A 13,619-nucleotide genomic window follows, 5' to 3' on the forward strand; every position below is an offset into this window, starting at 1 on the left:
TTAGCCGGATCGGTTCGCCAGCGGCTATCGGGGTATTTCCCGGATAGGCCGTGCGCGCCACTTGCGCCGATGACCGCGCGGTCACTGGCAAGGAACCGCAATGCCCATCTATCGCGCATCACAGCTCATGAAATTGCGAACCGTCACGCCGCCGGACGGCAAGCCGGACTGGGCGAACCAGATCGCCGACGTGGCGGTCGATCGCATCCCGGACGATCTGTGCGGGCCGGGGCTCTATGCCCTGTTCCTCGACGGGGCGCTCTTCTACATCGGGCTGCACGTCGGCGAACAAGCGGGCGCGGACTATTCCGTCCTTCATCGCTGGGTGCTGCACGTCGTCGGGCAGACGATGCGATCGCCGCGCATCAGCTTCAGCCGCGCATCGCTGCGCCGCCTGCTCGCCGCGCAGGCGGGCGATCCGGTCACCGAGGCGCTGGCCGCCTGCCTGCCGCAGGGGCGCGCGACCGACCTTGCCGCGCTGCCCGCGCATCCTTTGCTCAGCGGAGCCCATTGCACGGCGCAAAAGGCCGTCTTCGCCGCGCGCCACTGGGACGTGTTCGGGCCGGGCCATGAGGATGACATGCTCGACCGCATCACCTGTCTGTTCCAGCCCGTCGCGGCAGGGTGGCCGGAGCGGCTGGCTGGCGCGGAGGGGCGCGAACGCGGCGCATGGGCGCGCGAACAATGGCTGCGCCCCGCCGAGACGCTGTTGGTGAACAGCTTCCGGCCGATCTGCAATGCGGCCATCGCGCTCGGCACACAGCGCGCCCCTATCGGCGAGGCCGAGGTCGCAGCGGCGATGGCGGCGGCGTTGCCGCAGGAACTTGCCGCCTTCCAGCGCGCCGAATCTGAACAGCGCAACGCACAGCACGCCCCTGCCCCCGCCGGCGTCGTCGAGGCCTATCTCGATACGTCCGATGCCGAGACGCTTGAAATCGCAGAAGAGGAAGGACTGAGTTTGAGCGAGCTTACATTCCGCAACGGGTTGAGCCCGGCGGGAAGCCAATTCATCAATACGTTGATCGATGCCTCCCCGGCCGGTCTGGAACTCTATTTCACCGAGATTCCGGATCTGCGCATGCGCATCAAGGGGCAACGGACCATCGCGGTCCGCCTGACGACCGCAGGTGAGCGTCTGCGCTGCTATACCCGCGTCGATCCCGAAAAATGCCGCAAGCTGGGCTTCGAAGACGTCGCGGTCCTCGCGAACGACCCCATGTCGACCAGCTTCTATATCGATCCCGCAAAGATCGATCCCGGCATCCTCCTCGTCCTGGTCGGGGCCAGCCTGAAGTGACCTGGGACCCGCCCGGTAACTTCGTCAGCAGCGATCCCGGGCGGGAAGTACGCGGTATCTGGCGCCAGCCCGATGGCGGCGTCATCATCTGGGAGCAGGAGATCGAACCGCGCCGATGGTGGAACCGGGTGACGCGGCCGCTCGGCATCCTGCTGATCCTCGCGGCGATCGCATGGCCGCTGGTCCTGCTGGCGCATGGCTGGCCGCGCCTGGGCCTGGGCTTTGCGGTCGCCGACCTCTGCCTCGTCTCGACGGGGCGCGACCTGATGCGCTGGGGCGCGAAGCGATGGCGCGAGGAGGGCGACTGATCCGCTCGCCCTCCCGTCCCCATGGCCGGACAGGCCAATTGGCCAAGCCAGCAAGGGCAGTACCAATTTAGACTCGATGGGCCGCCCGGTTCGCTCCGACACCCGGGGCGCCTTTCGGGACGGGCGACGAACAACGGCGATGCCGTCCGCCCAGCGATCATGACGAAAAATTCATGACCTCATCCCTCTGTAATACAGCCACAATCCCCGATCGGTCATGCCTCATGCCGATTTTGGGGCGAAACCGGTTGTCACCATGTTGACAGGCATGACCATTCCATGTCACCGATAAGACCATAAGATTACAAGAACGTGATGCAGGAAGACATTTTCGGTCCAATGCCGCGATTCGCCGTACACGGCCCATAGGCCGGACGACGGACGCGACGATGGACACCGGACAGGCTTCGCGTCCCAGCGCAGCAGATGAGACCGTCGATCCCGGTTCGTGAACGCTTCTCGCGTTCCGGTCGATGACGCCTCCTGCCTCCCGCCGATTGCCGATGCCCTTTCCGGCACAGTCTCGGGGAAGCCCGGCACGACGAGCGCGCGTCGGGATCAGAGGAGGGAAAATGCATGATTACGTCACCGCGTAACGGCGTGTCGCGTCCGGGCCGCAAATGCCTGCTCCAGACGACGGCGTTCACCGCCGCCGGGCTGGCCTCGGCGATGATCGCCGCGCCCGTCCTGGCGCAGACGAGCGGCCCCGCCGCCGCCAATACCAGCATCTCGACCGCCGCCGGGGCAGGCCAGACCGCCGCCCAGGCCGATACCGCCGGGGATGGCGGGCAGGACGAGATCACCGTCGCCGGCTATCGCCAGAGCATCGCCTCCGCGCTGGCCGCCAAGCGCAATGACATCCGCATCACCGACGGCATCTCGTCGGAGGATATCGGCAAGTTCCCCGCCCAGAACATCACCGAGGCGATCCAGCGTATCGCGGGCGTCCAGATGTCCAACATCAACGGACGCGGCTCGACGATCAGCATCCGTGGCCTGGGTCCGCAATATGCGCGGACCACGATCAACGGCCAGACCTTCGCCAGCGCCGACTTCAAGGACGGCTTCCGCTACGACATCATCCAGACCGACCTGGCGAGCGCGATCCAGGTCATCAAGTCGCCGACCGCCGACATGGACACGGGCGGCCTGGCGGGCACGGTCAACATCGATACGGTCAAGCCGCTGGCCTATAAGGGCCCCAGCTTCATCGCAGGCGTGAAGGGCTATTATTCCGACTATCGCGGCGACGTCACGCCCAAGGTCAACGCCGCCTATATCAAGCGGTTCGCCAACGACACGATCGGCGTCATGCTGGACGTCGGCTATCAGAAGCTGAAGGATCGCGGCGACTATCTGTTCATCAAGAACTGGTATCAGCCGGGCGCCGTGGCGGGCGCGTCGGACGTGCAGGTGCCGGGCAATCTGCGCTATCGCCGGATCGAACGCGACACCGAGCAGCTGATGGGCAGCGGCGCGATCCAGTGGAAGCCGCAGGACAATTTCGAGGTGCTGCTCCAGGGCGAATATTCGCGCGACCATACCCGTTACGACACCCGCCAGATGGTCTTCGGCCGCTGGGCCGCCTCGGCGGTGAAGGTCAACAGCTCGGCCAACGGCGTCGCGAACAACATCTCGATCGGCAGTTTCAACGTCGACAACAACGACCAGCCCGAACTGCGCAAGCTCCAGACCCAGGCCTATACCGGCACGGTCAGCTGGAGCCCGACCGACACCACCCATATCCGCGCGATCGGCCATTATACCCAGGGTGATGCCAAGCTGTACGAATGGGCGACCATCGACGAGGTGCGCTTCGCGAATGGCGGCACGCTCGACATTTCCGATCCGTTCAACGTCAAGTGGAACACCGCCAGCCTGACCGACGGCTCGATCTACAATATGGGCAACCGCACCTGGTACGCCTTTGTCGACGGCGCGACGCATATCCAGTCGGCGCGCGACCGCGCGGTGCAGACCGACCTGACCCAGGATCTCGACTGGCACGGGATCAAGGCGCTGGTCTTCGGCGCGAAATATCATCACGAGAGCTTCGACACCAAGGCCTATCGCCACGACCGCGACGCCGATGTCAGCGATCCGGTGACCTATCCCGAATATGCTTGGATTCCCGACCTGTCGAAGACGGGCGTGCTGGTGAACGACTTTCTGGGCGGGTCGATGGCGATCCCGCACAGCTTCCTGTCGGTCAATGCGCCGCTGTGGCAGCAGATCCTGCGCGACAAGGGCATCACCGTGCCCGACACGCCCGACTGGCCCAACACCTACAAGGTCGACCGCTATATCCCGGCACTCTATGCCATGGCCAATATCGACGGCACGCTGTTCGACCTGCCGGTGCGCGGCAATGTCGGCGTGCGGTACGAACATACCCACCAGAACGTCACCAGCAGCCTGACCAACGGCACCGGCAGCGACGCGACCTTGCTCGGCCAGCAGCATGTCGTGCAGGATTATGGCAATGTCCTGCCCAGCGCCAGCTTCGCGCTGGACGTGACGCCGCATCTGGTCGCGCGCATCGCGGCGGCCAAGGTGCTGGTCCGCCCGCTGCTCAACAGCCAGACGCAGATGGCCGACACCATCACCCGCGTGACCACCAGCCTGCGCCCCAGCGTCTCGGTGGCGCAGGGCGAGAGCCGCCTGAAACCGCTGACCGCCAACCAGCTGGACCTCAGCCTGGAATATTATCACGGCAAGGGCAATTCGATCACGCTGGCCGGCTTCTACAAGGCGGTGAAGAACGGCACCTTCACCCAATTCTACTGCCCGTCCTCCTATGACGGCGTGGCGCTGAACGGCGTGGTCAGCGACTGCCAGTCGGCCGACCTGAAAACCGACTATAGCTTCAGCCGGGTGCTGAACGACGACCGGGTCATCCATATCAAGGGCCTGGAACTGGGCGCGTCGCAGAATTTCGATGCGATCCTTCCCGTGAAGGGCTTCGGCGCGGTCGGCAACGTCACCGTGGTCGACACCGATGCCAGCGCGATCGGCACCGGATTCAACCTGCGCGACCTGTCGAAGCTGACCTGGAACCTGACGCCCTATTGGGAAGACGAGATGTTCAGCGTGCGGCTGTCGGTCAACCACCGCAGCTCCTATGTGCAGGATGCGGCGTCGAGCTTCTTCGTCAATAGCGGCCTGACCCATGTCGTGCGCCCGCGTACCCAGATGGACCTGGCGCTGGGCTTCAATCCGACCAGCTATCTCAGCTTCACGGGCGGCATCATCAATCTGAACAACACCCATGAAGACGCCTATCAGACGAATGCGAACACCTTCCAGCTCGCCAGCCGGACGGGGCGCACCTTCTATCTGTCGGCATCGACGAGGTTCTGATCTCCCCCCTGAAGGGCGGACGGCCGCACGGGTCGATCCGCCCTTCCCTTTCCGCCCTTTGCCGGGAACAAGACCTTCGTGATGACTTTCCCCAAGACGCTCGGCCTGATCGGCACCCTGTTGCTCACCGCCTCGACGGCCCATGCGCAGGGCGATGGCGGGCAGGCCGCGCGCGATGCGCTCCGGCGGCTCGGCGTGCCCGAGCGTCAGCTTTCGGTGGCGATCCAGCCTTCGCCCGATCCCCGCTACCGCGTCCGGATCGATCACGACCGGCTGCGGGTCGAGGCGTCCTCGCCGGTCGCGGCGGTGCGCGGCGCGGCGGCGGCGCTGACCGCGCAAGGACGGCTGTCGGTCAGCTGGGAGGGTAATCGCGTCGGCCCGATGACCCGCCTGACCCCCGGTGACAGCGGCTGGGTCGCCTCTCCCTTCGGCTTTCGCGCCTATCTGAACACCTGCACCTATGGCTATACCACCCCCTGGTGGGGCTGGCCGCGATGGGAGCGCGAGATCGACGCGATGGCGGTCCACGGCGTCGACATGCCGCTCGCCATGGAGGGGCAGGATTATGTCTGGCGCCAGCTCTGGCGCGAACAGGGGTTGAGCGAGGCGCAACTGGCGCAGCATTTCTCCGGCCCGGCCTTCCTGCCCTGGCAGCGCATGGGCAATATCGAGGGCTATCGCGCGCCGCTGCCGACCGGGTGGATCGACAAGAAGCGCGATCTGCAAAAGCGCATCCTGGCGCGGATGCGCGAACTGGGCATGACGCCGATCCTCCCCGCCTTCGCCGGTTACGTGCCCAAGGCCTTTGCCGAGGCGCATCCCAAGGCGCGCATCTACAAGATGCGGTCCTGGGAGGGGTTCGAGGGCACCTATTGGCTCGACCCGTCCGACCCGCTGTTCGCGCCGCTCGCCAAGCGGTTCCTGGACCTCTACACCGCCGAATATGGGCCGGGGCAATATTACCTCGCCGATGCCTTTAACGAGATGGTGCCGCCGATCGCCGAGGACGGCAGCGACACCGCCCATGCCTCATATGGCGATGCGACCGCCAACACGCCCGCGCTCGACGCCGCGACCCGGGCGGCGGCGCTGCCCCGCGAGGTCCGCGACGCGCGGCTGGCCGCCTATGGCCAGCGGCTCTATGCCGCGATCGCGGCGGCGCGGCCCGATGCGACCTGGGTGATGCAGGGCTGGCTGTTCGGCGCGGACAAGAAATTCTGGACGCCCGATGCCATCGCCGCCTTCCTCCGCGACGTGCCGGACCGGAAGATGCTGATCCTCGACATCGGCAATGACCGCTATCCCGGCATCTGGAAGACGACGAACGGGTTCGACGGCAAGAGCTGGGTCTATGGCTATGTCCATAATTATGGCGGCAGCAACCCGGTCTATGGCGCGCCCGATTTCTACCGCCGCGACGTGACTGCGCTGTTCGCCGACGGCGCGCGCGGGAATGTCCGCGGGTTCGGCCTGTTTCCGGAGGGGCTGCACAGCAACAGCCTGGTCTATGACTATGCCTATGACGTGGCCTGGCCCGGCGGCGGCGACATGGCGATGGCGCCGTGGCTGAGCCGCTATACCGCCGCGCGTTACGGCCGGAGCGACCCGGCGATGGTCGCGGCCTGGCAGGATGTGGTCGCGGGCGCCTATAACGTGCGTTACTGGACCCCACGCTGGTGGAACGAGCGCGCGGGCGCCTATCTGTTCTTCAAGCGACCGGCGACCGATGCGCCGACCTATCCCGCCGAGCCCGGCGACCGCGCGAAGCTGCGCGCCGGGATCGCGGCGATGCTCAAGCTCGCCCCCGCTTATGGCAAAAGCCCGCTCTATCGCTACGACCTGGTCGATCTGACCCGCCATGCCGCCAGCCTGTCGCTGGACGACACGGTCAAGGCCGCCGTCGCCGCCTATCAGCGGGGCGATGTCGCCGCCGGAGACCGGGAAACGGCGCGGATGAAGGCGCTGGCGCTCGCCATCGATCACCTGATCGGCGGGCAGCAGGAAAGCCTGGCCAGCTGGATCGCCGATGCGCGCGGCTATGGCGACACGCCCGCCGAGAAGACCGCCTATGCGCAGAATGCCAAGGCGCAGGTGACGATCTGGGGCGGGCGCGGGCATCTGGGCGACTATGCATCCAAGGCCTGGGCGGGCATGTATGCCGATTATTACCTGCCGCGCTGGACGCGCTACCTGACCGAAGCGCGTGCCGCCGCGCTCGCCAGGCGGCCGGTCGACGATGCGGCCTTCACCGCGAAGCTGCTCGACTGGGAAAGGGCCTGGGTCGCCGATCCCCGCCCCTATAAGGCCAGCGCCCCCGCCGACCCGGTGGCCGAGGCCCGCGCGCTGATGACGGAGACGGCCCGGTGACGACCATGACCGCCAGACCCGAGCGCTTCGCCTCGCTCGACATGTTCCGGGGCGCGACCATCTTCCTGATGATCGTGGTCAACACGGCGGGCGCGGGCGGGGCCTTCACCCAGTTGCAGCATGCGCCGTGGTTCGGCTTCACGCTGGCCGACCTGATCTATCCCAGCTTCCTGTTCGCGGTCGGCAATGCGATGAGCTTCGCGCTGACCCGGCCGATGCCCGAGCCCGTCTTCCTGCGCCGCATATTCAAGCGGGCCGCGCTGATCTTCCTGCTCGGTGTGCTGATGTACTGGTTCCCCTTCGTCACGCACCAGGCGGACGGCAGCTGGGTCGCCAAGCCCTTTGCCGACACGCGGCTGACCGGCGTGCTGCAACGCATCGCGCTCTGCTATCTGCTGGGGGCGCTCCTCGCCCGCTATCTGCGGCCCAGCCATCTGGTGGTGGTCGCTGTCGGGCTGGTCGTCGCGCACTGGGCGATCCTGACGGGCCTGAGCCCGGCGGGCGAGGCGTTCGGGCGGTACAAGAATGCGGGGACGTTGTTCGACCTGTGGCTGATCGGGCCGGAGCATCTGTACAAGAAAGACCATGGCTTCGATCCCGAGGGGCTGCTCGGCACGCTGCCCGCGACCGCCAATGTGATCGCAGGCTATCTGACCGGCCTGGCCATCCAGCGCTGGGGCAAGCATGCCGCCACGGTCGGACGGCTGGCGGCGATCGGGGCGGGGCTGGTCGTCGTCGCGCTATTGCTGTCGCCCATCCTGCCGATCGGCAAGAAGCTGTGGACCGGGTCGTTCGTCGCACTGACCGTCGGGCTCGACCTGATCCTGCTCGGCGCGGTTCTCTGGCTGGTCGAGGTTCGGGGGGTGACGCTCGGGCGGTCCTTCCTCCAGATGCTGGGGCGCAATCCGCTGGCCATCTATCTGTTTTCCGAACTGCTGGTCGTCGTGCTGGAGCTGGTCCATGTCGACGGCGTCGGGCTCTATACCTGGATCGGGCTGAACGGGTTCCAGCCGATCGCGCCGGGGCCGGTCGGCTCGCTGCTCTGCGCGCTGGCCTATACGCTGGTCTGCTGCGGCTTCGGGTGGGTGCTGGATCGCAAGGGGATCATTCTGAAGGTCTGACCCATACGCTTCGACTTCGCTCAGCGCGAACGGAGGTCGGGACCAATATCCCCCACCCGTTCAGCCTGAGCGAAGTCGAAGGCCAAGGGAATCACCTCTCCCGCACCGACACCGTCCGTCCCAGGCCGGACGCCTTGCCCGGCTCCGCCTCGACGACCAGCACCACCTGCCGCTCCCCCGCCCCGGCCGGGAACGGCACCACCAGCGGGCCGCCCGCGAACGCCGTCTTCTCCGCCCGCTTCACGCCGTCGACCCAGGCCTCGGCCCGCCCGACCACCTCGGCGAAGACCACCGCGCCGCCCTGCTCGGCCACCCGGCGGCGCGGCTTGACGCTCGTGCGATAGGTCGACCAGACCCCCTCGCCCGGTCCCTCCAGCCGTCCGGGACGCGCATAGACCAGGCTGTTCATGTCGTTGCCCGCATAGTGGCGCAGCGGATCGGGCCGGGTCGCGGCAAAGTCGCTCCGCTTCCAGTCGGTCAGCATCGCGACCGGCCGCGTCGCGGGCAGCGCGGGCAGAGGCCGGGCCGCGATCACCCGCACCGATGCCCGCGCCGGTTTCAGCCCCGGTGCACTCGCCTCGAGGGTCAGCGTGCCCGCCCCCGCCTCGGCCCGGACCAGCGCCTGGGCGAGGCCATGGAACAGGCGGCGCGCGGGCAGGACCTCGGAGTCATGGTCGTTGGGGTCGCCATTGCCCACCCCGATCACCGCGCCCCTCGTCACGCGGAAGGTGACCTGCGCCGCCGCATCCGGCACCACCCGCCCCTGCGCATCGACCGCCATCACGGTGAAGGGCTGCACGTCGCTACCCGTCCCCAGCATCCCGCCGCGATCGGCGACCAGCCGCAGCGCGACCGGCGCACCCGCCGTCTCGACAAAGGTCCGCGACACCGCCCGCCCGGCGCGATAGCCGATCGCCTCCAGCCGTCCGGGGCGATAGGGCACCTGCCATTCGGGCATCGCCAGCCGGTCGACCGTCCTGGTCCCCAGGCTCTGGCCGTTCAGGCGCAGTTCCACCGTCTCGGCATTGGTCAGCGCGATCACCCGGATCGCCTCCCCCTCACGCCCCGGCCAGGTCCAGTGCGGCGCGATGGCAAGGGCCGGGGCATCGTCCACCCATTGCGCCCGGCGCAGGTGAAAGGCCATCTTGGCGAAACCGCACAGGTCCATGATGCCGAACACGCTGCTGGTCGTCGGCCATTCGAACGGCGTCGGCTCGCCATGATAGTCGAAGCCGGTCCACACGAACGTCCCCGCGACGAACGGCCGCGTGTCGATCATCCGCCAGCTTTCATGATGGGTCAGGCCCCATTCGGCGGCGTCGGTGTCATAGGAACTGACCTCATGCCGCGCCATGTCGGTCTTCCACACGCCCCGCGTCATGAAGGCGCTGGTATCCTCCGAACTGGTCATCGGCTTGGCCGGATGCGCGGCGTGGAATTTGTCGTAGCGGCGATGCTGGTAGTTGAAGCCCATGACGTCGACCGCGTCGGAGACGTTGAGCGGGGAGAACATCCCGTCGTTCATCGCCGCCGTGACGGGGCGCGCGGTGTCGAGTTCCTTCACCGCCTCGGCCATGCGGCGGACCATCTCGTAACCCTGTTCGGTGCCCTGCATCGGCTCTTCGTTGAAGACGGACCACAGGAAGACGCTCGGCCGGTTGCGGTCGCGGCGGACCAGCCATTGCAACTGGCGCAGATAGTCCGGGCTGGGGTTGAAGTTGCGGTTCTCGTCCATGACCAGCATCCCCAGCCGGTCGCACGCATCGAGCAATTCGGGTGCGGGCGCATGGTGCGAACAGCGCAGCGCGTTGCACCCCATCGCCTTCAGCCGCCGGATGCGCCATTCCCACATCGCATCGGGCATGGCGACGCCGACCCCGGCATGATCCTGATGGACGCACACGCCCTTGATCTTGGTCGCCACGCCGTTGAGATAAAAGCCGGTGGCGGCATCGAAGCGGATCTGGCGAAAGCCGATCCGGGTGGCGCGGGCGTCGATGGCCTTGCCGTCGCGCAGCAGCCGTGTCTCCACCCGATAGAGCGTCGGATGGTCCACCGACCAACGCTGTGGATCGGCGACCGGGATCGTCATGTTCGCTTCGGCGGTCTTCAGGGGATCGACGCTTATGTCCGTCTCGGCACGGCCGATGGTGCGGCCCGACGGGTCGATCAGCACCGCCTCCGCCCGGACGGTTGCCGCCGCCTTCTGGATGTTTGAGACAGTCAGCGCGACCGGCACCGTCCAGCCGCCATCCCCCTTGCGCGGATCGGCGTGGAGGCCATCGGTGACGATGCTGACCCCATCGCGCACCGCCAGCCAGTTGTGGCGATAGAGCCCGGCGCCCTCATACCACCATCCCTCCATCGTCTCGGCATCGACGCGGACGGCCAGCGTGTTCAGCTCCTCGCCGAACCGGGCATAGGGGGTGATGTCGATCAGGATCGCGGTGTAGCCGCTGAAGCTGTGCGCGACGAGGACGCCGTTGAACCAGACCTTGGCGTTGGTCGCCGCCGCGCCGAGCTGCACCTCCAGATAGCGGCCGCGCCATTCGACGGGCAGCTTGAGCGTGCGCCGATACCAGCCGATGCCGCGCCGCCGATAGCCCTGCGCGACATTGGCGTTCGGGTCGACCACCTCCTCCATCGCCCAGTCATGCGGCAGTTCGACCGCGCGCCAGTCGCTATCGTCATAGCCGACCGCCGCCGCGCCCTGCGCGATCCCGGCCTTGGCATTCTGATAGCTTTCCTCATGCCCCAGGATCGGCGGCACGACGATATCGCCCTTGTGGAACAGCCAGCCGTCATCGAGCCGGAGGAGGCTCGGATCGGCGATGAAGGGCGGCTCGGGCATCGCGTCGAACGGCGCGGGCGCATCGCCGCTGTCGAGTTCGAGCGGACGGCCCGCCGCAAGGCCGGGCGCACCGAGCGTCGGGGCGGTGAGCCCCGTTGTCAGTCCGCTGGCCAGGAGAGTGCGGCGGGTCACGGTCATCGGGCGGTCTCCGGCAGGGAAGGTCTTGGGCGGTAGGGTGGCGCGGGCCATGCCGGGCACGGCATCATCCGGCGGCACGGCGTGCGTCCTGTCGGACGGGCGAATCAAAAAAGGCGGCGCCCCGCAGGCACGCCGCCATTTCTTTGATCGTGAAAAGCCAGAGGGCGAAGGCGTCGCACATGGTCGAGGCGCGGGTCGGTGAGGCCATGCCCCCTGTCGAGGCAAGGCCCGCACCCATGACGCCGATCCCAGCCCGCTTCATCCCCCGCACCCCATGGTCGAGGGATCAGTCTACCCCGATGATGCGGGCTGTAAAGACGATTTGTCTGACCAATTCAGCACCGCCATGGTGCCGCTTGGGTTTCGGGAGTCAGGCCTGGGACGGCAGCAACGGCACCGCATCGGCCACGCTGCCCTCGGCGCGATAGTCGGGAGGAATGTCGAAGTCCTTGCGGGCCAGCCCGCGCGAGGCTTCCCGCCCCTTGGGCAGTCCCGACCGGTCGGAATAGTCCCGACCGGCACCGGGTTCGCGCCGATGGGCGGCCTTCACGCCCTTCAACGCTGCGATGTCGAGCAGCGTGATCCCCGCGACCAGCGCGGTCGCGATCGCGGCGTTGCGCCATTTGGGGTTGTCGCGGTGCAGCCCGGTCGCCAGCGTGCCCAGATCGAGCGCGTCGCCCGCGATCCGCGCGGCCAGCCCGACCGGCTTGTCGATCGACAGCGTCGGGACGGCGCTGGCCAGTTCGCGGGCACCATAGGCACGGATCAGCCCTTCCTTGTCCTCGAGCCCCAGCGTGCGGGCCAGGCGGCCGGGGGCGACCAGTTCGGCGATGCCCAGCCCGACCGAGAACCAGCCGAGCGCGCGCGCCAGCCGGTCGGCACCCGACAGCGAACTCGGCCCTTTATGCTCGACGCGCGGGTCGCCCTCCGAACGGGCGATGCCGGTGATGTTGGTGAGTGGCATGACGCCCTCCTTCAGGGTTGGAGCATGACCTTGACGCACCCGTCCGCCTTGTCGCGGAAGGTGGCGTACATTTCGGGGCCCTTGGACAGATCGACCTTGTGGGTGATGACGAAGGAGGGGTCGATCTGCCCGTCCTCGATCCGGCGGAGCAGGTCGCCCGTCCAGCGCGGGACATGCGCCTGCGCCATGCGAAAGGTCAGCCCCTTGTTCATCGCCTGACCCATCGGGATCTTGTCGACCAGCCCCAGATAGACACCGATGATCGAGATGACGCCGCCGGGGCGGCAGACATAGATCATCTCGCGCAGCACATGCGGGCGGTCATTCTCCGCCATCAGCATCTGCTTGGCGCGGTCGAGCACGGTGTCGGGCTGGGCGAAATGGACATGGCTCTCGGTGCCGACCGCATCGATGCACTTTTCAGGCCCCTTGCCGTCGGTGAGTTCGTTCAGCCGCTCGACGACGCTTTCCTGCTCGAAGTCGATCGTGATCGCGCCCGCCGCCGCCGCCATCGACAGGCGTTCGGGCAGCCGGTCGATCGCGACCACCTGTTCGGCGCCCAACAGGATCGCCGCGCGGATCGCCATCTGGCCGACCGGGCCACAGCCCCAGATGGCGACCGTATCGCCGGGCTGGATGTCCGCCTGCACCGCCGCCTGCCAGCCGGTCGGCAGGATATCGGACAGGAACAGCAACTTCTCGTCGTCGATGCCGTCCGGCACCTTGATGTGCGTGGTGTCGGCAAAGGGCACGCGCAGATATTCGGCCTGCCCGCCGGGATAGCCGCCGGTCAGGTGGGTATAGCCGAACAGACCCGCCGTCGCATGGCCGAACGCCTTGTCGCCCAGTTCCTTCTTGCGGTTGGTCCGCTCGCACACCGAGAAGTTGCCGCGACGGCACTGGTCGCACTCGCCGCACTGGATGGTGAAGGGGATGACGACGCGGTCACCCTTCTTCAACGTCCCCCCGGCGGCGCTGCCGACCTCGACGACTTCGCCCATCGTCTCGTGCCCCATGATGTCGCCGGGCAGCATCGCGGGCACCAGATTGTGAAAGAGATGCAGGTCCGACCCGCAGATCGCACAACTCGTAACCTTGATTATGGCGTCGCGCGGATGTTCGATCGCAGGGTCGGACACCGTGTCGTACCGGATGTCCTCCTTGCCGTGCCAGACCAGGGCCTTCATGCCGCTCTCCTCGATTGCGTGGGGCA

The 13,619-nt window shown here is 67.2% G+C and carries 8 protein-coding genes; 5 read left to right on the forward strand and 3 right to left on the reverse strand.

Translation table 11 applies throughout. The annotated features are described in order from the left end of the window. Positions 1-100: 100 nt before the first annotated feature. From QE385_RS08685 to QE385_RS08705, 5 genes are all read left to right on the forward strand, one after another. Positions 101-1,297 (forward strand): hypothetical protein, encoded by a 1,197-nt coding sequence (locus QE385_RS08685; protein ID WP_307100940.1) that lies wholly within the window; start codon positions 101-103, stop codon positions 1,295-1,297. Beyond that, positions 1,294-1,605, forward strand: a complete 312-nt coding sequence (locus QE385_RS08690) for a hypothetical protein (protein WP_307100942.1) — start codon at positions 1,294-1,296, stop codon at positions 1,603-1,605. The genes QE385_RS08685 and QE385_RS08690 overlap by 4 nt, the downstream gene beginning before the upstream one ends. 576 nt (positions 1,606-2,181) lie before the next feature. Then, positions 2,182-4,965, forward strand: a complete 2,784-nt coding sequence (locus QE385_RS08695; RefSeq protein ID WP_307100943.1) for a TonB-dependent receptor — start codon at positions 2,182-2,184, stop codon at positions 4,963-4,965. 81 nt (positions 4,966-5,046) lie between these two features. Then, positions 5,047-7,332, forward strand: coding sequence for an alpha-N-acetylglucosaminidase (locus QE385_RS08700; RefSeq protein ID WP_307104641.1), 2,286 nt, complete (start codon positions 5,047-5,049; stop codon positions 7,330-7,332). A gap of 5 nt (positions 7,333-7,337) precedes the next feature. Further along, the gene (locus QE385_RS08705) at positions 7,338-8,453 is read left to right on the forward strand and encodes an acyltransferase family protein (protein ID WP_307104643.1); all 1,116 of its coding nucleotides are present in this window, start codon (positions 7,338-7,340) and stop codon (positions 8,451-8,453) included. A 91-nt stretch (positions 8,454-8,544) separates the two neighbouring features. On the opposite strand, the gene galA is transcribed toward QE385_RS08705, so the two are convergent. The 3 genes from galA to QE385_RS08720 form a co-directional block, all read right to left on the reverse strand. Next, a complete protein-coding gene (gene galA / locus QE385_RS08710) occupies positions 8,545-11,520 on the reverse strand; it encodes a beta-galactosidase GalA (RefSeq protein WP_307100944.1) in 2,976 nt (991 codons plus the stop codon). A 292-nt stretch (positions 11,521-11,812) separates the two neighbouring features. Next, on the reverse strand, positions 11,813-12,406 hold the full coding sequence (locus tag QE385_RS08715) for a hypothetical protein (RefSeq protein ID WP_307100946.1): 594 nt from the start codon (positions 12,404-12,406) through the stop codon (positions 11,813-11,815). A gap of 11 nt (positions 12,407-12,417) precedes the next feature. Beyond that, positions 12,418-13,593, reverse strand: a complete 1,176-nt coding sequence (locus QE385_RS08720) for a zinc-dependent alcohol dehydrogenase (protein WP_307100948.1) — start codon at positions 13,591-13,593, stop codon at positions 12,418-12,420. Positions 13,594-13,619: the final 26 nt, after the last annotated feature.

Origin of the sequence: Sphingomonas sp. SORGH_AS_0950 (assembly GCF_030818415.1) — a bacterium.
Lineage (GTDB): Bacteria > Pseudomonadota > Alphaproteobacteria > Sphingomonadales > Sphingomonadaceae > Sphingomonas.

Coding starts and splice junctions, on each gene's coding strand:
- QE385_RS08685 (WP_307100940.1), top strand. CDS start 101: ATGCCCATCTATCGCGCATCACAGCTCATGAAATTGCGAACCGTCACG.
- QE385_RS08695 (WP_307100943.1), top strand. CDS start 2,182: ATGATTACGTCACCGCGTAACGGCGTGTCGCGTCCGGGCCGCAAATGC.
- QE385_RS08700 (WP_307104641.1), top strand. CDS start 5,047: ATGACTTTCCCCAAGACGCTCGGCCTGATCGGCACCCTGTTGCTCACC.
- QE385_RS08705 (WP_307104643.1), top strand. CDS start 7,338: ATGACCGCCAGACCCGAGCGCTTCGCCTCGCTCGACATGTTCCGGGGC.
- QE385_RS08715 (WP_307100946.1), bottom strand. CDS start 12,406: ATGCCACTCACCAACATCACCGGCATCGCCCGTTCGGAGGGCGACCCG.
- QE385_RS08720 (WP_307100948.1), bottom strand. CDS start 13,593: ATGAAGGCCCTGGTCTGGCACGGCAAGGAGGACATCCGGTACGACACG.